This window comes from Nonomuraea sp. NPDC050540 (genome assembly GCF_044457485.1).
Classification (GTDB): domain Bacteria; phylum Actinomycetota; class Actinomycetes; order Streptosporangiales; family Streptosporangiaceae; genus Nonomuraea.
This window is the reverse complement of sequence record NZ_JBITHA010000026.1, coordinates 41,971-62,932: the sequence shown is the minus strand read 5'-3', so window position 1 is coordinate 62,932 and position 20,962 is coordinate 41,971. Positions and strand designations below refer to the sequence as shown.

The 20,962-nt window shown below is 67.1% G+C and carries 20 protein-coding genes; 9 read left to right on the top strand and 11 right to left on the bottom strand.

All coding sequences use genetic code 11. From position 1 onward, the window contains the following. Nucleotides 1-44: 44 nt before the first annotated feature. Genes ACIBI5_RS49665 through ACIBI5_RS49655 form a run of 3 tightly spaced genes read right to left on the bottom strand, consistent with a single transcriptional unit; the run spans nt 45 to nt 2,448 of the window. Nucleotides 45-791 (bottom strand): amino acid ABC transporter ATP-binding protein, encoded by a 747-nt coding sequence (locus ACIBI5_RS49665; protein ID WP_397258107.1) that lies wholly within the window; start codon nt 789-791, stop codon nt 45-47. Next, nucleotides 788-1,597, bottom strand: a complete 810-nt coding sequence (locus ACIBI5_RS49660) for an amino acid ABC transporter permease (protein WP_397258105.1) — start codon at nt 1,595-1,597, stop codon at nt 788-790. The genes ACIBI5_RS49665 and ACIBI5_RS49660 overlap by 4 nt, the downstream gene beginning before the upstream one ends. After that, nucleotides 1,597-2,448, bottom strand: coding sequence for an ABC transporter substrate-binding protein (locus ACIBI5_RS49655; protein ID WP_397258103.1), 852 nt, complete (start codon nt 2,446-2,448; stop codon nt 1,597-1,599). The genes ACIBI5_RS49660 and ACIBI5_RS49655 overlap by 1 nt, the downstream gene beginning before the upstream one ends. 274 nt (nt 2,449-2,722) lie before the next feature. On the opposite strand from ACIBI5_RS49655, the gene ACIBI5_RS49650 reads away from it, so the two are divergent. From ACIBI5_RS49650 to ACIBI5_RS49635, 4 genes are all read left to right on the top strand, one after another. Then, on the top strand, nt 2,723-3,913 hold the full coding sequence (locus ACIBI5_RS49650; protein WP_397258101.1) for an NADP-dependent malic enzyme: 1,191 nt from the start codon (nt 2,723-2,725) through the stop codon (nt 3,911-3,913). A gap of 109 nt (nt 3,914-4,022) precedes the next feature. Beyond that, nucleotides 4,023-4,475, top strand: coding sequence for a hypothetical protein (locus ACIBI5_RS49645; protein ID WP_397258099.1), 453 nt, complete (start codon nt 4,023-4,025; stop codon nt 4,473-4,475). A 103-nt stretch (nt 4,476-4,578) separates the two neighbouring features. Next, the gene (locus ACIBI5_RS49640) at nt 4,579-5,937 is read left to right on the top strand and encodes a hypothetical protein (RefSeq protein WP_397258097.1); all 1,359 of its coding nucleotides are present in this window, start codon (nt 4,579-4,581) and stop codon (nt 5,935-5,937) included. 36 nt (nt 5,938-5,973) lie between these two features. Beyond that, nucleotides 5,974-6,195 carry a sigma factor-like helix-turn-helix DNA-binding protein gene (locus ACIBI5_RS49635; protein WP_397258095.1) on the top strand — a complete coding sequence of 74 codons (222 nt, stop codon included), beginning with the start codon at nt 5,974-5,976 and terminating at the stop codon, nt 6,193-6,195. A gap of 48 nt (nt 6,196-6,243) precedes the next feature. On the opposite strand, the gene ACIBI5_RS49630 is transcribed toward ACIBI5_RS49635, so the two are convergent. The 6 genes from ACIBI5_RS49630 to ACIBI5_RS49605 all read right to left on the bottom strand — a co-directional run bounded on the left by ACIBI5_RS49630 (nt 6,244) and on the right by ACIBI5_RS49605 (nt 14,617). After that, entirely contained in the window at nt 6,244-7,728 is a 1,485-nt protein-coding gene (locus ACIBI5_RS49630) for a trypsin-like serine peptidase (protein ID WP_397258094.1), read from the bottom strand. A 181-nt stretch (nt 7,729-7,909) separates the two neighbouring features. Then, the gene (locus ACIBI5_RS49625; protein WP_397258092.1) at nt 7,910-9,478 is read right to left on the bottom strand and encodes a trypsin-like serine peptidase; all 1,569 of its coding nucleotides are present in this window, start codon (nt 9,476-9,478) and stop codon (nt 7,910-7,912) included. 433 nt (nt 9,479-9,911) lie between these two features. Next, the gene (locus ACIBI5_RS49620) at nt 9,912-11,441 is read right to left on the bottom strand and encodes a trypsin-like serine peptidase (RefSeq protein ID WP_397258090.1); all 1,530 of its coding nucleotides are present in this window, start codon (nt 11,439-11,441) and stop codon (nt 9,912-9,914) included. A 312-nt stretch (nt 11,442-11,753) separates the two neighbouring features. After that, complete coding sequence (locus tag ACIBI5_RS49615; protein ID WP_397258088.1) at nt 11,754-12,173, bottom strand: hypothetical protein; 420 nt, start codon at nt 12,171-12,173, stop codon at nt 11,754-11,756. Between the two features lie 67 nt (nt 12,174-12,240). Then, nucleotides 12,241-13,323: a trypsin-like serine peptidase gene (locus ACIBI5_RS49610; RefSeq protein ID WP_397108402.1), complete on the bottom strand. Its 1,083-nt coding sequence runs from the start codon at nt 13,321-13,323 to the stop codon at nt 12,241-12,243. A 202-nt stretch (nt 13,324-13,525) separates the two neighbouring features. Continuing rightward, nucleotides 13,526-14,617 (bottom strand): trypsin-like serine peptidase, encoded by a 1,092-nt coding sequence (locus tag ACIBI5_RS49605; protein ID WP_397258086.1) that lies wholly within the window; start codon nt 14,615-14,617, stop codon nt 13,526-13,528. Between the two features lie 268 nt (nt 14,618-14,885). On the opposite strand from ACIBI5_RS49605, the gene ACIBI5_RS49600 reads away from it, so the two are divergent. Then, nucleotides 14,886-15,155, top strand: a complete 270-nt coding sequence (locus ACIBI5_RS49600) for an SSI family serine proteinase inhibitor (RefSeq protein ID WP_397258084.1) — start codon at nt 14,886-14,888, stop codon at nt 15,153-15,155. Between the two features lie 64 nt (nt 15,156-15,219). On the opposite strand, the gene ACIBI5_RS49595 is transcribed toward ACIBI5_RS49600, so the two are convergent. Then, nucleotides 15,220-16,344, bottom strand: a complete 1,125-nt coding sequence (locus ACIBI5_RS49595; protein ID WP_397258082.1) for a trypsin-like serine peptidase — start codon at nt 16,342-16,344, stop codon at nt 15,220-15,222. Between the two features lie 321 nt (nt 16,345-16,665). On the opposite strand from ACIBI5_RS49595, the gene ACIBI5_RS49590 reads away from it, so the two are divergent. The 4 genes from ACIBI5_RS49590 (at nt 16,666) to ACIBI5_RS49575 (ending at nt 19,815) form a co-directional block, all read left to right on the top strand. Next, on the top strand, nt 16,666-18,105 hold the full coding sequence (locus ACIBI5_RS49590; RefSeq protein WP_397258080.1) for an acetyl-CoA synthetase: 1,440 nt from the start codon (nt 16,666-16,668) through the stop codon (nt 18,103-18,105). 83 nt (nt 18,106-18,188) lie between these two features. Beyond that, nucleotides 18,189-18,467: a DUF6364 family protein gene (locus ACIBI5_RS49585; protein ID WP_397258078.1), complete on the top strand. Its 279-nt coding sequence runs from the start codon at nt 18,189-18,191 to the stop codon at nt 18,465-18,467. Further along, entirely contained in the window at nt 18,454-18,882 is a 429-nt protein-coding gene (locus ACIBI5_RS49580) for a type II toxin-antitoxin system VapC family toxin (protein ID WP_397258075.1), read from the top strand. Before ACIBI5_RS49585 ends, ACIBI5_RS49580 begins: the two co-directional genes overlap by 14 nt. A gap of 45 nt (nt 18,883-18,927) precedes the next feature. Continuing rightward, nucleotides 18,928-19,815 carry a hypothetical protein gene (locus ACIBI5_RS49575; RefSeq protein ID WP_397258073.1) on the top strand — a complete coding sequence of 296 codons (888 nt, stop codon included), beginning with the start codon at nt 18,928-18,930 and terminating at the stop codon, nt 19,813-19,815. A gap of 250 nt (nt 19,816-20,065) precedes the next feature. On the opposite strand, the gene ACIBI5_RS49570 is transcribed toward ACIBI5_RS49575, so the two are convergent. Further along, nucleotides 20,066-20,923 carry an oxygenase MpaB family protein gene (locus ACIBI5_RS49570; protein ID WP_397258071.1) on the bottom strand — a complete coding sequence of 286 codons (858 nt, stop codon included), beginning with the start codon at nt 20,921-20,923 and terminating at the stop codon, nt 20,066-20,068. Nucleotides 20,924-20,962 lie beyond the last annotated feature (39 nt).

Below are 20,962 nucleotides of genomic sequence, written 5' to 3'. Positions count from 1 at the left end.
GGCGGGGGAGCCCGCATGAGACGTTCTGCCGCGTGCGGTGCTCATCAGCCCTCGGGGTGCAGGACGCGCCGCAGGAACGCCCTGGTCCGCTCGTGCTGCGGGTCGCCGATGAGCTGGGCGGGGGTGCCCTCCTCGACGATCACGCCGCCGTCCATGAACACGACCCGGTCGGCCACCTCGCGGGCGAAGCCCATCTCGTGGGTGACGACCATCATCGTCATGCCCTCCTCCGCCAGCTTGCGCATGACCGTGAGCACGTCGCCGACGAGCTCGGGGTCGAGGGCGCTGGTGGGCTCGTCGAACAGCATCAGGTCGGGGTTCATCGCCAGCGCCCTGGCGATGGCCACGCGCTGCTGCTGGCCGCCGGAGAGCTCGGAGGGGCGGGCGGAGCACTTGGCGCCCACGCCGACCTTGTCCAGGTTCTCCCTGGCGATGATCTCCGCTTCCTTCTTGCTGCGCTTGAGGACCCGCTGCTGGGAGATCATGACGTTCTGCAGAGCCGTCATGTGCGGGAACAGGTTGAACTGCTGGAAGACCATGCCGATGCGGCGGCGTACGGCGTCGATGTCCACGTCGGGGTCGGTCACCTCGACGCCCTCGACGAACACCTTGCCCTCGGTCGGCTGCTCCAGCATGTTCACACAGCGGAGCAGCGTGGACTTGCCCGAGCCCGACGGCCCGATGACGCAGACGACCTGTCCGGGATCGATGGTGAAGTCGATGCCCTTGAGCACGTGGTTGTCGCCGAAGCTCTTGTGCAGGTTCCTGACGTCGATGGCGTGTGGCGTCATCGTTTCTCCAGCCTGCGTGCGAGGTAGCCGAGCGGGATCGTGACCAGGAGGTAGGTGATGCCCGCCGCCATGATCGGAGTGGCGTTGGAGTGCTCGGAGGCCAGGTCGTTGCCGAACTTGGCCAGCTCCACGTACTGGCTCGACACCCCGAGGAACAACACCAGCGAGGAGTCCTTGAGCAGCATCACGAACTGGTTGGTCGTCGGCGGGATGACGATCCTGACGGCCTGCGGGACGACCACCGTGAACAGCGCCCTGCTCGCCGACATGCCGAGCGATCGGGCGGCCTCGGTCTGGCCCTTCGGCACGGCCTGGAGTCCGGCGCGGAAGACCTCGGCCTGGTAGGCCGCGCCGATCACGCCGAGGCCGAGGAAGACCGAGCCGTAGATGCCGAAGGGCAACACGAAGCCGGGCAGCGCCACCGGAAGGAAGGTGATCATGATGAAGATCAGGACCGCGGGCAGGCCGCGGAAGATCTCGATGTAGATCGTCGCGATCCACCTGTAGACGGCCACCTGGGACATGCGCATGAGCGCGAAGAGCAGCCCGAAGACGAAGGCGAGGATGAACCCGCCCAACGTGTAGACGACCGTGTTCTTCAACGCGATCGTAAACAACTCGGGAAGCGTTTCCCGGGCGACATCGAGTTTGGCGAAGTTCTGGGCCAGGTTCGGCCAGTCCACGTAGAAGACCAGCCCGATGGCGGCGAGGCCCAGGACGACGTACTGGACGATCCGCGTGACCCGCTGCTTCTGGCGAGGGCTGAGCCGGGCCCGGCCCGGCTCAGCCACCGTAGACGGCTTCATCAGCCCAGCTCACCAGGCTTCTTGTCGAACCACTTCACGAAGATCTGCTCGTAGGTGCCGTCCTTCTTGGCGGCCTCGATCGACTCGTTGATGGTCTTGAGCAGGACCGGGTCGGCGTTCTTCTTGAGGCCGATGCCGTACTGCTCGCCGGTGTCGAGGCTGGCGATCACCTCGAACTTGGCGGCCACGTCCGGCTTCTTCAGCCAGGTGAGCACGACGGGCAGGTCCTGGACGATGACGTCGGCCTGGCCGGCCTGCAGGGCGAGCAGTTCCTTGGCCGAGTCGGCGTACTCGACCGGGTCGAAGCCCTTGCCCTTCACGAACTCCAGGCCGGTGGTGCTGGCCTGGGCGCCGAGCTTGAGTCCCTTGGCCTTGACGTCGTCCAGTGACGTGGCGCCGGTGCCCTTCTTGGCCAGCAGGGCCTGGGTGGCGTCGAAGTACGGCACGGAGAAGTCGATGTTCTTCTGACGCTCAGGAGTGATCGTCATGCCCGCGGCGGCGACGTCGCACTTGCCGGAGGCCATGGCCGCGCCGCTCTTGATCTGGGCGAAGTCGATGTCGACGATTTCCTGGGTCACGCCGAGCTTCTTGGCGGCCAGGTCGACGATGTCGACGTCGAACCCCACCACCTTGTCGCCTTCCTTGAACTGGAAAGGTTCATAAGGGATGTTCGTGCATGTCGTGAGCTTGCCGGGGTTCACCAGCTTGGCGCCGCCCGCGGCGGTGCCGCCCGTCGGTTGCGCGGTGTCGGTGCCCGCCTGCTGGCCGCCGCAGGCGGACAGCGTCAGGGCGGCGGTGATAGCGAGCGTGCCTACGGCGTAGCCACGGCGTCGCGAGGACCAGAGGGCCATGTTCGGCCTCCTCATGAGGTATGCCACGAAAGTAAGGTTTTGTGAAGTTTAGATGGCGGTTAGTAGCAGTCCGTGCGTTCTGATTTAACGATGCGTCAACAGAACGGCGTCAGCTCCGACACCTGATCTATCTCACCATGTGGCACAATCATGAAACGGGTGACCCCCGTACCCCTCACGAGACGACCCATCGACGAGGGGAACCTGGCAGCTACCGAAGCCAGGCCTCCTTGTGGCGTCTGTCCTTCCGTCCGATGAACCTACAGGGGTCTCTGTGGCTGTCACGCCCGCTTCCACCTCGCTCGATTCCTTCGACCTGGATCCCGCTTTCGCGCTGCACCGCGGCGGCAAGCTGGAGGTCCGCTCGACCATCCCCGTCCGTAACAAGGACGACCTCTCCCTCGCCTACACCCCCGGAGTGGCCCGCGTCTGCTCGGCCATCGCCGACTCCCCGGAGCTGGTCAACGATTACACCTGGGTCTCGAATGTGGTCGCCGTCGTCTCCGACGGCACCGCTGTGCTAGGCCTCGGCGACATCGGCCCGGCCGCCGCGATGCCCGTCATGGAGGGCAAGGCCCTCCTGTTCAAGGAGTTCGGGGGCGTCGACGCGGTCCCCATCTGCCTCGCCTGCACCGACGTCGACGCGCTCGTCGAGACGGTGGTACGGCTCGCGCCCTCCTTCGGCGGCATCAACCTGGAGGACATCAGCGCCCCCCGGTGCTTCGAGGTCGAGGACCGGCTACGCGACCTGCTCGACATCCCGGTCTTCCACGACGACCAGCACGGCACCGCCATCGTGGCCCTGGCCGCGCTCAAGAACGCCGCGCGGGTCACCGGACGCTCCCTGTCCGACCTGCGCGCCGTGGTGGCCGGAGCGGGCGCCTCCGGTGTCGCGGTGAGCCGCATCCTGCTGGAGGCCGGCATCGGCGACATCGCCGTGGCCGACTCCAAGGGCCTGCTCCACCTGGGACGTACCGACCTCAACCCGGTCAAGGCCGCGCTCGCCCGCGACACCAACAAGGGCGGCCATTCCGGCTCCACCGAGTCGGCGCTCGCCGGCGCCGACGTCTTCATCGGGCTGTCGGGCTCGACCGTCGCCGAGGAGGCCATCGCCTCCATGGCACCCGACGCGATCGTGTTCGCCCTGTCGAACCCGACCCCCGAGATCGACCCGGCCGCCGCCCGCCGCCACGCGAGCGTCGTGGCCACGGGCCGCTCCGACTACCCCAACCAGATCAACAACGTGCTGGCCTTCCCCGGCGTCTTCCGCGGCGCCCTCGACGTGCGCGCCCGCACGATCACCGAGAACATGAAGGTGGCCGCCGCCGACGCCCTGGCCGACGTGGTGGCCGACGACCTGACCCCCGACTACATCATCCCGAGCCCGTTCGACGCCCGGGTGGCGCCCGCGGTGACGGCCGCCGTCGCCGCCCAGGCCCAGATCGACGGGGTCAGCCGCATCTAGTCCCGCACGATCGCAGCGCCCGGCCGGAGCAATCCGGCCGGGCGCTTTCTGCAAGCCGTTCTTAAGCGACGTTTGAGAAGCTCGCGGAAACGTCGATCTTGGAGGACAGATGAAAGCCGTTCTGGTCAGCGCGGCGGCCGCCGCGATGCTTCTCGTCGCGACCACCCCGGCCTCCGCGGAAACCGCCACAGGCCTCAAGACCGTGTACGGCTGGGCGAAGATCTCCGGCAACTCCCACCTGATCCTGACCCCGTACAAGGCGTCGCTGGGCGAGATCGGGGAGAGCGGCCTGCTCGGCTGGTCACTGGACAAGAAGACCGGCAAGCCGATCCGGATCGCCTACACGGAAGGGCTGGACTACCGCCAGGTCAACAAGAAGTGCGGCAACCGGGCCGCCGGATACCCCCACGACAGCGCCACCAAGAAGGCCTACGGCAAGACCAAGTGCGACCCGATCCACCTCTGGCAGCGGCTCAAGAAGGGCCGCATGGCGGTGCGCGTGGTCTTCGACGACACCAAGCGCCCGATGGCCGTACGCGTCTGGGAGCTGAACCTGCCGTAGCCCGCCTCGTCTTTAGGAACTGCAGAAAACCTCTTTACTCTTCGTGCTATAAAGGGAGCGCTCTGTAAGGATGGCGGGCGCCGGCTCCCGGGCGAGGAGAGCTATGGAACGCGAGCCCAACCGACTGCTCCAGCGAGTCATCGTGGAGGCGGGCTTCTCACACAAGGGCCTTGCCCGGCGGCTGAACGATCTGGGAGCAGCGCGCGGCACCCCCGGCCTCAAGTACGACCACAGCTCCGTTCTGCGCTGGATCGGTGGTCAGCGGCCGAGGGAACCGGTTCCATGCCTTCTCGCGGAGATCTTCGCGCTCCGGCTCGGCAGGCCGGTGACCGCGGAAGAACTCGGCATGCCGGCCATGACCACACCCCTCGATCTCGGGCAGGAGTTCACGCACACCTGGCAGGAGGGGGTCGCTACCGTGACAGCACTGTGGCGCGCGGATGTGGAGAGGCGGAGGTTCCTGCTCGACTCGACGTTCGCGATCGGGGCGGGCTCGGTGGGGGCCCTGCGCTGGTTGGCGGCGCCGGCGGAGGGGAGGCCGACCGGCGGGGGAGGGCGCAGGGTCGGCAACGCGGACATCGCCGCGATTCACGAGGTGACCCGTTCGTTCGGGGAACTGGACAACCGATTCGGCAGCGGCCGCGTGCGCTCCTCGGTCGTGAAATATCTGGACACCGCCGTCTCGCCGCTCCTCAAGGACGGCTCCTACGGCGAAGCCACCGGCCGCCAGCTGGCCTCGGCAGCCGCCGAACTCACCCGCCTGGCCGGCTGGATGGCCTACGACCTCGAACAGCACGGCCTCGCCCAGCGCTACCTGATCCAGGCGCTGCGCCTGGCCCGCGGCGCCGCCGACCACGCCCTGGGCGGTGAGATCCTGGCCGGGATGGCCCACCAGGCCATCTACATGGGTCAGCACGGCCACGCACTCGACCTGGCCCGCGCCGCGCAGCTGTCGGCCGGGCGGGCGGGCGTACGGACGCTCCTGGCCTCCGCCCACGTCCTGGAGGCCCACGCCCACGCCGGACTCGGCGACGCCCGTGCCTGCGGCGTCTCGCTCAACGAGTCCGAGCAGGCCTTCGCCGCCCGCCGTACCGAGGAGGAGCCGGCGTGGCTCGGGTACTTCGACGAGGCGTATCTGGCGGCCAAGTTCGCCCACTGCTTCCGCGACCTCGGCGACGGCGAGCGCGCCGTCCGCCACGCGCGCCGCTCGCTGCAGATGGACGGCCGCTTCGTGCGCGGCCGCATGTTCAACCTCTCCCTGCTGTCGGCCGGGCTCCTGCAGGACGGCGAACTTGAGGAAGCCTGCGCCGCCGCGACCGACGCGCTGGTCCTGGGCGCCGAACTCCAGTCGGCCCGCTCCCGCTCCTACGCCGCCGACCTACGCCGCCGCCTCGAACCGCACCAGCAGGAGCGGGCCGTACAGGAACTCACGGAACGCACCCGCGACCTGGCCTCCGTCTGACGTCACATCCGGCGCCCGCGAATCGTCACTGCGGGTATGGACAGCAGTGATGACGAGGACAAGCTCTTGGCCGACGCCGTGCGGCTGGCCTTGCTGGACGTGCTGAAGACCCTGTCACCGGCCGAACGGCTCGCCTTCGTGCTGCATGCTCTGTTCGGCCTGCCGTACCAGGAGATCGCGGCCCTCTTGAACCGCTCACCGGCGGCGACGCGGCGGCTCGTCGACGACGCCCGCCGCCGCCTGGACGGCCACCTCTGAACACGCGAAAGCCCGCGGCATGGCCGCGGGCTTTCGTCGTGCCGCTCGCTAGTGCAGGATCTCGCCGTTCGGGCCCACGACGGACTTCGTCTCCGCGTAGGTCGCCTTGTTGTAGACGTCGGCGGTCTCGCTGTCGAAGTAGGCGGAGCTGATGAAGTCGATCCGCTGGTTGCCGTCCTGGTCGTGGAAGATGCTGGTCACGCCGTTCAGGTAGCCGGTGCGCTTGGCGTTGTTGTACCTGAGCAGCCAGGGCCCGCCGTCGGCACCGCCGGTCAGCGAGCACTTGAGCACCTGGTGCTCCTCCACCCTGAAGCTGTTGACCTGGTAGGTCTTGGTGCCCGTCTTGCCGTAGCAGAACTTGGGGGTGACGCCGGAGTACGGCTTGTCGCCGTCGGGGTGCGGGTCACCGGGGTAGCCGAAGGCGTAGACCGGCTGGCCCTTGGGCTGGTTCCACGCGAACCCCTGCCCGCCCACGACGTCCCCGAGCTTCCCGGTGTCCTTGGCGAGACCGATGATGTACTCGGCCACGAAGTACTTGCGGCTGGTGCCGGGCTTCACCCACTTCTGCGTGTAGAAGTGGGTGATGGTGTAGTTGCCGTACTTGTCGGTGCCGGGCTTGCCCGGACCCTTGTAGGCGTCGTGCACCGCCTTGGTGACCTGCTCCACCACGGGCTCGCCGAACTTGAAGCCCTGACCCTTGCCGATCTTGGCGTCGGTGTAGGTCTTCTCGTTGACCTCGACCTTCTCCAGCACCGCGCCGGGGAAGTCGGGACCGACCAGGTCGGCGGGCTTGTCCTCGCCCTCGGACCAGCAGTCGCCGAGGTTCAGCTTGCACTTGGCGAACTCTTCTGCGGTGATCTCGCGAGGTTTGATCCACTTGTCGCCGGCCCAGGCCTTGTACTGCTGCGCGGTGACCTTCTTCTCCTCGGTCAGCGTGAAGCCGTTGTGCACGGCCACGAAGGCGTAGTCGCCGTCGTAGTCGTCGTACACGTCGAGGTCATACGTGGTGAAGGCGTACGCGCCCGCGTAGACGCCCCAGGGGGCGTTGCCCTGGTAGTAGCCGGGTACGAAGACCCACTTGCGGTAGACGTCCTTGCCGTCCTCGTACACGCAGTGGCCGGCGGTCGCGACCAGGTTGCGGTGGCGCGACTGGATCGAGGTGGCCGAGCACCAGCGATAGTTGCCCTTGCGGTCGAGGAAGAAGACCTTGCCGATGCTGCGGGGCAGGTTGACGTTCTTCACCTTGGCACCGGGCTTGGACGAGGTGATCGGGGCGGTCATGCCGGGTTTGCCGTCGAACTTCTTGGCCTGGGTGGTCACCAGTTTCGGGACATCCTTGGCGTCCCAGTGGTACTGGGTGGCCTTCTTCAGCGCGGCGGCGTTGCCGTCCAGCCAGAAGAAGGCGTTGCTGTAGGCGTCGGCCGGCTTCGGAGCGAGCGGATCCTGGACCCAGCTGGGCTCGGCGGCGGCGGGGAAGGCGACGGCGGCAGCACTCAAACCGGCGACGGCGAGGGGGACGAACAGGCGCTTCACAGGGGGGCTCCACAGGAGTAACAAAGGGGATGTCAGGACCCTATCGACCCTTGCGCCCCTCTGATAAGGGATCTTCGCGGAAAATTCCTGAAGAATGCCGAAGGGCCCGGCACAAGCCGGGCCCTTCGGGTGATGCTGGGGCGAGTCAGAGTTTGGACCTCCGACTCAGGTGATCACGAGGTTACTTGGCAACCGCGGTGATCGGGCCGGACCACACGTTCGCAGCGGCGGAGTACACCGAGTGCGTCTCCTCGTCGAAGTACGGCGAGGACATGTAGTCCCAACGGTCGTTGCCGTCCGTGTCGTACAGAACGCTGGTCACGCCGTTGACGTAGCCCATGCGCTTGGCGTTGCTGTACTTGAGCAGCCACGGGGCGCCGTTGTAGCCGCCGGTGACGGCGCACTTCAGCGACACGTGCTCCTCGATCTTCAGGCTCGCGACCTTGGTGGCCTTGGGGCCGGTCTTGCCGTAGCACCACTTCGGCGTAACGCCGGAGTAGGGCTTCGAGCCGTCGGGGTGCTTCGAGTAGGGGTAACCGAAGGTGCGAACGACCTTGCCGGTGCCCTGGTTCCACGAGAAGCCCTGGCCACCGACGTTGTCACCGAGGCGACCGACATCCTTCAGCGCAGCGCTGAAGAGGTAGTAGTCGGTGCGGGTGTACTTGGTGGCCTTGCCCGCCTTGTACCACTGCTGCACGAAGTAGTGCGTGATGGTGGCGTTGGTGTTGCCGTCGACCGCGACAACGCCCGGGTAGTCCTTGGTGGGCGTGGGCAGCGCGTCGCCCGGCTTCCAGCTCGGCTTCTGCTTCTTGATGTAAGCAACAGCCTCGTCGTAGGTCACGTGCTCGACCACGGGCTCGCCGTACTTGAAGCCGTTGCCCTTGCCGACCTTGGCAGCGTCGTAGATGAACTTGCGAACCTCGACCTTGCCGACGACAGCGCCGGGGTAGTCGGGGCCGGAAGCCTCGTCAGAGCTGCCCTCTTCGACGTTGTAGTCGTCGGTCGTGGCGGGGTCGAGCTTGCCCTTCTTGTACTCCTCGGCGGTCACTTCGACGACCTTGGTGTCCTTGGACCCCGTGAAGGCGTCGTACTCCTTCTTTGTGACCTTCTTCGCGTCCGCCTGCACGCCGCCGATACCGTTGTAAACGGTGACGAAGGCGTAGTCGCGGTCGAAGTCCTCGTAGTTCGAGAAGTCGTAGTGGGTGAAGGCCTGCTTACCCACGTAGATGCCCCACGGAGTCTTGCCCTGGTAGTAACCGGGAACGAAGACCCACTTGGAGACGACTTCGCCGTTGTTCTTGTAGTCGTACGCGCAGTGGCCAGCGGTCGAGACCAGGTTGCGGTACTTGGCCTGGATCGAGGTACCGGAGCACCAGTAGAGGTTGCCGTCGCGACCCTCGAAGAAGACCTTACCGATGGACTTCGGCAGGTTCACGTTGTGGGACTTGACGGTGACCTTCTTCTCGGCACCGATCGGGGGGAGCTCGCCGGGCTTGGTGTTGCCGACGTAGCCGCCCTTCTCGACGATCTTCTTGACGTCCTTGTTGTCCCAGTAGTAGGCCGTGGCCTGCCGCAGGGCAGCGTTGTTGGACTTGGTCCAGAAGTTGAGAACCTCGGCCGCCTTGGCGTTCGACGCCGCGAGGGCGTCGGCGTCAATGTTCGGCTCGGCCTGGGCGGCACCGGCGAGGCCGGCGGCCAGAAGACCAGTGGCCAGGATGGCGCCACCGGCGGGGAGGAGGATGCGCTTCAAGGTAACTCCTTGCGCTGTCGTGGAACGCCTCTTGCGTCCCATGCGTCAGTAAAGGGATAGCCAGGAACATACAGCGCCGATCTTGAAAACAGGAACCCGCTTCGGGCGGAAAAGATGGGACAAGTCGGCCGTGATCGCTTCGTGATGTTTATGCAGCCGATGTGGCTGACCGGGCGAGAGGCCAGACCTGTGATGTTTTCGCAGATCAACAGATGCTTGTTGCTGGTGTGACGTGTGGGGTTGGGGTGTTGCCCTGATGGGCGGTTCGCCCCCAATGTGACGCAGATCACATCAAGTTCATGGCACCGTCTGCGGACCCCATGCGTCCAAACGGCTTCAACTTTCGGCGGGACAGCCGTGGGGCCCGGCGATTGCCGGGCCCCACGGGTTGTTCACGATCTACGAACAGCTAGTGCCGCTCGCGTTGCGTTACCTAGAACGCCTTGCCGGACCACACCTTGGCGGCGGCCTTGTAGACAGCCGCGGTCTCACCGTCGAAGTACGGCGAGGTGATGGTGTCGACGCGGTCGTTGCCGTTCTGGTCGGCGAACGTGCTCGTGACACCGTTCACGTAACCGATGCGCTTGGCGTTGCTGTACTTGAGGAGCCAGGGGCCACCGTCGGCGCCCTCGGTCATCGCGCACTTGAGCGCGACGTGCTCCTCGATCTTCTTGGCGGCCGAGGCGGCCAGCTTCGAAGAGGTCTTGCCGTAGCACCACTTCGGCGTGATGCCGGTGTAGTTCTTGTTGCCGTCGGGGTGCGGGGCGGCCGGGTAGCCGAACACACGGACGTACTTGCCCGTGGGCTGGTTCCAGGCGAAGCCCTGGCCGCCGACGTTGTCACCGAGGCGACCGGCGTCCTTGACGAAGCCCTCGATGATGTAGAACTCGGTCTTGTAGAACTTGGTCGCCTGGCCCGGCTTGTACCACTGCTGCACGTAGTAGTGCGTGATGGTCCAGTTGCCGCGCGCGTCCTGCTTGACCGTGGCCGGGTACTTGACCGGGTCCTTCTTCTGGTTCTCGACGTAGGCCTTGGCAGCCGGGTCGGTCACGATCTCGGTGACGGGCTCGCCGAACTTGAAGCCGTTGCCCTTGCCGATCTTCGCGTCCTTGTACTTGTCCGCGCTGACCTCGACCTTGGCGACCTCGGCGCCGGGGTAGTCGGGGCCGGTCGGCTCGGCGTCCGAGCCCTTCTTGACCCAGCAGGCCTCGATCGAGGTGGGGTCGAGCTTGCACTTGCGGAACTCCGCGCGAGTGATCTCGACGTCCTTGGCGTCCTTGACGCCCTGGTACTTGTCGAACTCGGCCTTGGAGACCTTCTTGGCGGTGCCGTTGCCGAGCTGGACGCCGTTGTAGACCGTGACGAACGCGTAGTCGCGGTCGTAGTCCTCGTAGGTGGAGAAGTCGTAGTGGGTGAAGGCCTGCTTACCCACGTAGATGCCCCACGGCGTCTTGCCCTGGTAGTAACCGGGGACGAAGACCCACTTGGACATGACGTCCTGGTTGTTCTTGACGTCGTACACGCAGTGGCCGGCCGTGGCGACCAGGTTGCGGTACTGCGACTGGATCGAGGTGGCCGAACACCACTTCTTCTCGCCCTTGCCGTTCACGAAGAACACCTTGCCGATGGTCTTCGGCAGGTTCACGTTCTGAACCTTGGCGGTGGTCTTCTTCTCGGCGCCGATCGGGGGCGTGGTGCCGGGCCGGCTGTCGGCGGTGTAACCGCCCTTCTGCTTCAGCTTCTCGACGTCTTTGCCGTCCCAGACGTTGGACTCCTTGGCGCCCTTGAGGGCGGCGCCGTTGTTGTCCGCCCAGAAAGCGGCGATGGCCTTAGCGGTGGCTGCGCTCTTCGCCATCGCGTCGGTGTCGACGTCGTTGGCGGCCGAGGCGGTGCCGGCCAGGCCGGCAGCCAGCAGGCCGGTTGCCAGAACGGCTCCACCGGCGGGGATGAGGATGCGCTTCAAGGGAACTGCTCCTTGGTCTGTCGTGGGTCGCAACATGCGTCCCATGCGTCAGTAAAGGGATAGCAAGGAACATACCCGTGTGATCTTTGCAGGTGGAAGCCGTTTCGCCCGGTCTGGTAGTCACCCTTACCGCCGTGACCGTGCTGTTATCTGTCAGATACAATTACCCGCGGTGATCGTTTGGGCATGTTTTCACTGGCCAATCGGGGGCATGTGGCGAACGGTGCAAATGAGCGGTAAGTGCCTCGACACTCCCCGTGGCCCGGTGAATGTGACATAGATCACAGGAACCAGATGGGGCCCTCACCCCGTCTAAGTCGCTCCGATCATGAGCGGGCACGGGTGCGCGGCGGTCCTATTCGGGCAGCAGACGACCGCCAGGGATGCGAACCGGCCGCCCGTGAGCCAGAAACCCCACTGGACGTCGACGCCGCCCGTGAGGGATTCGGTCGCGTTGGCCAGCCGTACGGCACGCCCGACGCGCTCTTCGTCGGCGGGCAGGAGCAGCTTGCGGCACGCCGCCGTGTACTCCCGGCCCAGCCAGCCCACCGCGTCGGCGGCGGACTCGAAGGTGGCGGCCACCTGGCGGCGCGGGCGCGCGAGCCAGTCGGCGGTGCGCACCGGAGGCAGCGGCGAGCTCGGGAACTCGGGCGTGCCGGTCCGGCGCTCCTCCTCCAGGCGCAGTTCCTCGCCGATCCCGGTCCACCGGTAGGCGTGAAAGTGGCCGGCCATGCTGGGAGATATGCCCAGAAACGCGGAAGGGGCCCGGCATCGAGCCGGGCCCCTTCACACGGTGGTCTTACTTGTAGAGCTCGCCGTTCGGGCCGACGACCTTGCCGGACCACACGTTCTTCGCGGCGTTGTAGACGTCAGCCGTCTCGCCGTCGAAGTACGGGGAGGTGATCCAGTCGATGCGGTCGTTGCCGTCCTGGTCGGCGAAGGTGCTGGTGACACCGTTCACGTAACCGAGACGCTTGGCGTTGCTGTAGTTCTTGAGCCAGGGGCCGCCGTCGTAACCGGGGGTCACGGCGCACTTGAGGCCCACGTGCTCCTCGATCTTCAGCCAGGAGGCGCCGACCTTCTTGCCGGTGGTCGGGCCGTAGCAGGTCTTCGGGGTCACGCCCGAGTAGACCTTGTTGCCGTCCGGGTGCGGCGCGTACGGGTAACCGAAGGCGCGCACCGGCTTGCCGCTCGGCTGGTTCCAGGAGATGCCCTGGCCGCCGACGTTGTCACCGAGGCGACCGGCGTCCACGAACTTCTTGCCGTTGTGGCCGATGCCGTTGTAGACGGTGACGAACGCGTAGTCGCGGTCGTAGTCCTCGTACGTCGTGAAGTCGTAGTGGGTGAAGGCCTGCTTGCCCACGTAGATGCCGAACGGCGCCTTGCCCTGGTAGTAGCCGGGGACGAAGACCCAGCGGTCCATGACGTCGCGGTTGCCGTCGGTGTCGTACACGCAGTGCGCGGCGGTGGAGACCACGTTGCGGTAGTTCGACTGGATCGAGGTGGCCGAGCACCAGCGGTACTTGCCGGACGCGTCCACGAAGAAGACCTTGCCGATGGTCTTCGGCAGGTTCACGTTCTGGGACTTGCCGGAGCCGGCGGACTGCGGCGCGGTCTGGCCGGGACGTCCGTCGGGGCTGTAGCCGCCCTTCTGGACGACCTTCTTCACGTCGGCGGCGTCCCAGGTGTAGGCCGTCGCGTTGCGCAGGGCTGCGTAGTTGGACCGCATCCAGAACGCGGCGACAGAGTAGGCCGCCTTGGTGTTGGTGGCCATCGGGTCCTTGGCGATGTCGTCGGCGGCCTGGGCGGTACCGGACAGGCCGGCAGCCACGAGACCGGTCGCCAGCAGAGCGCCACCGGCCGGGAGAAGGATTCGCTTCAAGGTAACTCCAGGTTGCGCTGGTATGGGCGCTCCAAGCGCGCCGAACTCAGCAAAAACGGACAGCCCGGAACCTACAGCGCTGACTCGTGTCATGTGAATTTTCGGTAGATCATGTCAACCGGTCCAACACGCGGTGTGATCGTTCCGAGACAGAAGGAGTGCCTGATCACAGAGTCGACCTATGGGGCCGATGTGACTTGCCTCACTTTTCGCTGCTGCCCTGTGCGTCGGCCTGCCGGTAGACGTCGGCGGTGGTGGCGATGAAGGGGGGCGCGGACACCGCGTCGTACGCCCCGCGGGCGTCGCGGTTCCAGGTCAGGCTGTTGACCCCGTTGAGGTAGCCGAGCTTGGTCGAGCTCTGGAACTTCCACAGCCAGGGGCCGCCGCTCGCGCCCGCGGTGAGGTTGCAGGGCTGGAGCAGGACGCCGTACTGCAGTTCCCGGCTCGGCGCGGTCGTCTTGCTGGTGCCGCCGGCGCAGGTCTCGAGCGTCTTGCCGTTGAAGGGGCGGGTGCCGTCGGGCTGGGCGCCCGCCGGGTATCCGAAGGCGTTGACGCGGTTGCTGTACCCCTTGGAGATCGCCAGGCCCTGGCCGCCGACGTTGTCCTGCAGCTTGCCGACGTCCTTCATGGAGTAGGTGCCGTCCTTCTGCTTCTCCCAGACGAAGCCGCGGTGGACGGTGACGAAGGCGTAGTCGAAGTCGTAGTCGCCCTTGACCCAGTCCTCGTGCAGGCTGAGCGAGGCGCCGACGTAGATGCCGTCAGGCGTGGTGCCGTCGGCCTGCGGGTTGGGGACGAAGATCCAGTTGTGCGCCTCGCCGGGCTGGCGTGGGTCGTAGGCGCAGTGTCCGGCCGTGGCGACGACGCTCTTGCTCTTGGACGCCACCGCGCTGGCCGAGCACCAGAACTCCTTGCTGCCGAACCGGAAGAAGACCTTGCCCATGGTCTTGGCGGCCGAGCCGCTCTTGGGCAGCGCGGGCGCGACGTCGCGGGGGCCCGTCTTCGCCTTCTTCGCGGTGGCGGAAGCGGCCTGTACGGCGGCGCCGGCCGACGACCCGGCGGCGGTCGAGGAGGCAGCGGGAGCGTTGCCCGCGGGCGTGGCCGGCGAGTAGCTGTCGGCCTTCTTGAGCCGGTCGGGCTGCCAGTACTCCGCGACCTTCTTCATGTCCGCGTCGGTCTTGGCCAGCGGGACCGTCATGACCTTGCTGGGCGCGGCGTTCGCGATCCCTGTCAGGGCAGGCACCATCAGCAGCGCGCCGAGGGCGGCGGCCGCGAGGGACCTGACCGGGGGGATCATGAAATGCCTTTCTTGGGGTCGTAAGGGAGGATTTTTCCAGATCGACTCACTCTATGGCAGCTCGGATGGAGATTCGTTATCTGATCAAGGTTGACGTGTGTCCCATAAAGCCCATGTGAGGCATGCGTCCCGCGCGTCGGTCGTTGGCCGCCGATGATCTGCGAGCAAGGCTGCCAGTATGCGACTCATGTGTCTCGCCGTCCTTTCATGTACGGCTATCGCCGCTGGTCCAGCCGCAAATCCCGCGGAACCACCGAAGAACGGATTCGTGCTCACCCACGGCGCCCGCCACGTCCTGCTCGTCTGCGACGGCAACCCCAGCGTGCACCCGCGCGCCACCGAGGCCTGCGCCGCGCTGACGGCCACCGCGGGCAACCCGGCGCGCATGCCGGTGGCGCAGGTGCTGTGCACGGAGGAGTACAGCCCGGTGAAGGTCACGGCCACCGGCGTCTGGGGGGAGCGGCTGATCAACCACACGGCGGTGTACGGCAACCGCTGCAGGATGAGCGCCGCCACGGGCCCGCTGTTCGCCTTCTGAAGGGCCTCGGAAACGGGGAAAGTCCCCGGGGAGGGCCCGGGGACTTTCAGCTCGCGTCAGACCGCTACAGGGGGAAGTTGCCTGTCCACCGGTTGGCGGCGGCCTTGTAGACCTTGTAGGTGTCGGCGTTGAAGTACGGCGACGAGATGTGGTCGTACCTGTCGTTGCCGTCGGTGTCCCACGCCACGCTGTTGACGCCGACCAGGTAGCCGGTGCGCGAGGCGCTCTTGTAGTTGTAGATGAACGGCCCGCCGCTGGCGCCGGCGGTGAAGGAGCACTTGAAGCCGATGTGCTCCTGCAGGTTGTACTTCGGCGCCGACGGCATCGGCTTGGTCTTGCCGTAGCACCACTTCATGGTGCGGCCGGTGAACGGCTTGTCGCCGTCGGGGTGCTCGCCGGCCGGGTAGCCGAAGGAGAAGACGTTCACCTTCGTGCTGCGGTTCCAGGCGAAGCCCTGGCCGCCGACGTTGTCACCGAGGCGGCCGACGTTCTTGACCGTCCACTGCCACTTGCCGTTGACCTTCTCCCACTTGACCTTGATGCCGTTGTAGACGTTGACGAACGCGTAGTCGAAGTCGTAGTCCTCCTTCACCACGAAGTCGTCGTGCGCGTTGAACGTCCTGGCGGCGTAGATCCCGTAGGGAGCCTTGCCCTCCCACGCGTTGTTGCCGTCCCAGTACGACGGGATGAAGATCCAGTTGTCGTAGAAGACGTCCTTCTTGGTGTCGTAGACGCAGTGCGCCGAGGTCGCCACCATGTTGCGGAACTTGCCCTGGACAGAGCTGGCCGAGCAGAAACGCCAGCTCTTCGGGTCGTTCGGGTTGGCGCCGGGCAGTGTGAAGAAGACGCGGCCGACCGTGTTGGGCAGGTTGACGTGCTTGCTCTTGGCGGTCTTCGTCTTCTCCTCGCCGATCGGCGGGACCGATCCGGGCGGACCGTCAGGGCTTTGGGTGCCGCCCTTGACGCCTCTGGACGAGATGTCCAGGGAGTCCTTCATGTCCGTGGCCAACCGGATGCGGTCGGGCGTCCAGAACTGGACTGCCTGGGTCGCGGGCGTCGTCGCGTTCTTGGAGACGACGTCCTTGGGTGCCTGAGTCGCCGAAGCGGTGCCGCTCATCATGCCGGCGGCCAGTCCGATGGCCACGAGGCCGGCGAGCGGAATCGCCATGCGCCTTGCTCGGGAATTCATGGAGCTCCTTCCAGTTCTCGGCGGCCCAGAGCGGGGTACGGCGCCCCGGTGGGCCAGGAAAACGCTGGGAACGCTAATGAATGGCGCGGGGCGAGTTCCAGGAAACGACGCGAAAAAGTCTGGGCCGGTTCCGTTCTGTTATAGAAATAGCAATTGGGCATGTATTCTCAATCGGTATTCGCGCAGGTCTCCAAGGCGCCCGGAATTCATTTTCCTCACAGATAACAGGGGCCACTTATATCCGTGCGCCGCCTGTGCTCACTCCGGTCAGAAACGTCACAGGCGAGCTGAACCGAATCTTGTTCTGGTTAGATGGGTGGCATGGATCCGCGCACCCCCTGCCTCGTCGGCGCCGCCCAGCTGACCGTCCGGACGCAGCCCGGACCGGAACCCCTCGACCTCTGGGAGCACGTGGCCAGGCAGGCCGCGCGCGACGCCGGTCTCGCGCCGTCGCGGCTCGACTCGATCGGGCTGGTCTACACCGATTCCTGGCAGTACGACGCGCCGCCGTACCGGCTGGCGGAACGGCTCGGCGCGGCGCCGCGCCACAGCGTCTACTCCAATGTCAGCGGTACGGCCCCGCAGATGCTCATCGGCGCCGCGGCGGGACGGATCGCGGCGGGGGAGCTGGACAGCGCTCTGGTGGCGGGGGCGGAGGCGCTGGCCACGCGCAGGTACGTGCGCAAGCTGGGCGAGCATGTGGCGTGGAGCCATCCGGCCGATCCGAAGCCGCCGTACGGGTGGGACCGGCCGCCGCATCCGGCGGAATTGGCGCACGAGTTGTTCCTTCCTGTCCACACTTATCCGATCCTGGAGACGGCGCACCGCTTTTCCCGAAATATGGCGATAAGTCGGGAAATGTCGGAGCGAGCGCGGTTCATGTCGCTTATGTCGGAGGTGGCGGCGGCCAATCCCCATGCCTGGCGGCGGGAGGCGTTTTCTCCGGAGGAGCTGGAGTCCGGGCGGTTCGTCGGCTGGCCGTACACCAGCAACACGGTCGCGACGCTGGAGGTCGACCAGGCCGCCGCCGTCATCCTGGTCAGCTCGGAGCTGGCCGACCGGCTGGCGATCCCGCTGGAGCGGCGCGTGTACCTGCGCGGCTGGGCCTACGCCGAGGACACCTGGGAGGTCGCCGCCCGTCCCTCGCTCGCCTCCTCCCCGGCGATCGCCAAGGCGGCCGAGGCCGCGTTCGCCCGCGCCGGGCTGGGTCTGGACGACATGGCCGCGCTCGACCTCTACAGCTGCTTCGCCATCGCCCTGCGGCAGGCCTGCGACGCGCTCAAGCTCGACCTCCTGGACCCGCGCGGCCTCACGGTCACCGGCGGCCTGCCGTACGCCGGCGGCCCCGCCAGCAACTACGTCCTGCACTCCACGGCCACCATGGCCGGGCTCCTGCGCTCACAGCGCGGCCACGGCCTGGTCACCGGCGTGGGCATGCACCTGACCAAGCACGCCTGCGCCGTCTGGTCCACCGAGCCCGGCGGCACGCTCGGCGACGCCGCCCCCGTGCACACCGCCACCCCCGTCCCCATCCAGGACCTTTACGAGGGCCCCGCGACGGTGGCCGGCTACACGGTCGCCCACGGCCGCGACGGCGCCCCCGAGCGCGCCATCCTGGTCGTCGACGTCCCGGGCGGCGTCTCCAGGGCCCACGCCGTCGTACGGCGGGCCGACCTGCTGGCCGACGCCGAGACCCGCGAACTGGTGGGCCGCCAGGTGCGCCTGCGCCCCGAGGGGCAGGCGAACGTAGCCGATTGGTGACAGGCCAACCCGATGCGCGACCGTAGCCGAGCGGCTACCCTTCGTGTGTTGACATTTTTATGTCACCCGCGAACGAGGGAGTCATGCGGAGGACCACGGTGCGCATCGACGAGACGCTCCTCAACGAGGCGAAGGCGTACGCAGCACGCAACGGACGCAGTCTCACCTCGGTCATGGAGGACGCCTTGCGGCAACTACTCAACCGCTCCACCGAGGCGGCCCAACGCCCACGGGTGGAGCTCCCGGTCTCCGGATCTCGTCTCCGGCACGGGATCGAGCTCACCCCCGAGTTCATCAAGGACCTGCTCGACCGGGAGGACGTCGAGCATCATGTCAAGGCGGTGGACGATGCTGCTGAGTGACGTCAACGTCCTCGTCAACGCCTTCCGCTTGGAGGCGAAGGAGCACCGGTCCTGCCGCGCGGTCATCGAAGAGCTGGTCAACGGCGATTCGGCCTACGCGGTCTCGGATCAGGTGATCAACGGCTTCCTCCGGATCCTCGCGAATCGGCCGCTCTATGAGAACCCGGCCACGATGGAGGAGATCCTCGCCTTCGCGGAGCTGGTCCGCAACCAGCCCCACGCGATCGTGGTCAGCCCGGGTGAGCGTCATTGGGAGATCTTCACCGTTTTGTGCAAGCGGATAGGCACGAACCACAAGCTCGTGCCCGACGCCTACCTGGCTGCGCTGGCGATTGAGCACGGTTGTGAATTTGTGACCTGTGACAAGGACTTTGCCCGGTTCGAGGGGTTGCGCTGGAGGTCGCCGCTCAACTGAACTGGGGCCGAGGGCGTAAGCCGCACTACTCCGCGAGGATCGCTGGTGGCGGATCAGTTCGACGTCATCGAGGCCGGCGAGAAGGGGCGTCGGCGGTGGATCGGCATCGTGGTGCTGGTCGCGGTACTCGCGGTGCCCGTCGTCGGCCTGCTGGCCAGCCGGGCGCCGGAGGCGGAGCCGCCCGCGCGGCCGACGGCCGACCCGATTCCGACGTTGACGACGCTCACGTCCGCACCCAATGTGCTGCATGCCCAGGCGCGTGCCAAGGGGGCCGACGAGGTCATTCAGGTGGTCTTTCCGCATGGGCTGCGGGCTGATGTGCGGTATCCGGCCGAGCTGGGGCTCGACGACCTCGGGTCGCGGCCGTTCGTGGGGCTGTGGATCGCCGGCGGGGAGTTCTCGCAGTACCGGCAGCTCGCGGCGCCCTACGGGGGTGACGTCGAGGTGACTCGGGGGGAGAAGCCGCTGCGGTCGTTCACCGGCAACGTCACGCTCTGGCCGCGCCCGCCGGGGCCGGGGCTGGTGGGGCAGGTGATGTTGTTCGCGTTCGGGCCGTGGCGGATGGCGATGTACGACCGGCCGACCGGGATGCGCTTCGAGCAGCGGATGGAGCTGGCCACGAGCCTCAAGGGAACGGTGACCAAGGACGGCTACCTGGTGCTGAAGTCGGCGGGGCGGATCCGGCTGGCCGCGCCGGGTGACGGGCGGCGTAGTGATCCGGTGGGGCCGCAGTTGCTGTTCGGCGGCGGGTCCAGCGACATGCTGGCCCTCGTGCCCACACCGGGCTGCGCGCTGCCGGAGGTGCCCAGCGCGATGGGCGCGCGCGGGCGCCACACCGAGTCGGTCTGCATGGGCGACTTCATGGTGGCCGCCTCGGGCTCCCGGGAGTTCGTGCGAACGGCGGTCAGCAAGATCCGCATCACCGTGAAGTAACCGGCCGGCGGTCTGTGGGAGCGACGCGAAACCGGTCCGTGAGGGTGCCGTGACTCCGGTCCGTGAGGGTGCCGTGACTCCGGTCTGTGAGGGTGCCGTGACTCCGGTCTGTGAGGGTGCTGCGGAACCAGTCTGTGAGAGCGCCGGGAAGCCAGCTTGTGAGAGTGCCGCGGAATCAGTCTGTGAGGGTGCCGCGAACCGGCGGTGGCGGGGATCAGGGTGGTCTTCGCGGCAGGAACGCAGCGGTGGGTCAGTGGGTGGCGCTGGTCAGGTGGCGGTGCGGGCGGGTGCGGGCGGCGCGGCGGGCCTGGTAGGCGAGGGGCATGTACCGCAACCGCTCGGGCAGCCGCGGCGTCACCATCGCCACCAGCCGCCCGATCCGCCGTAGCCGCCGCTCGTCGCGGGCCGTCCACCTCAGGCCGAGCGTCGCGCGGACGGCGGGCGGCAGCGTCCCCACGGTCACGAACGCGTTGAACCCCCCGGAAGCCACCCCCACCGGCATCCACAGCCGCCGCACCGCCGCGGGCAGCCGAGGCGGGGCGGGTGTGCCGCGCATGACCGCGAGCACGTCCAGCGCCGTGGGGTGCGCCTCCAGCCGGTGGGCGACCATGTCGTCGAAGTAGGCCCAGAAGGCCGGCATGTCCGGCGGCATCTCCCGCTCGGGCACCCGCAGGATCCGGGCGAGCCGCCGTGACTCGGCCAGCATCCGTTCCTCGTCCGCCGCCGAGTAGGGGGTGCCGAACACCCGGTTCAACGTCAGGAACCGCTCGAACAACGACCAGTGCACCCACGCCCACGCCTCGCCGTTGAGCGCGTGGTAGGCCCGGCCCCGCTCGTCCACGCCACTGATCGGCTCGTGGAGCTCGCGGAGGCGCCGGCCTTCCGCCAGGCCGTTCTGCCCGCCGTACACCCAGGTCTGGACGGAGGTGAGCGTGCGGTCCAGGCGGCCCCACGGGTCTTGTTTGAACGTGGAGTGCTCGGCGACGGCGGCGCCCACGGCGGGGTGCATGGTCTGCAGGATCAGCGCGCTGCCGGCGACCAGCAGGTTGCGGTACTCGCCCGCGGTGTCCCAGTGCATCGATCCCGGGCCGAAGGGCTCCACGTCCATGACGTCGCCTCCTGGGTGATACATCCTCTCTTTCGTTGT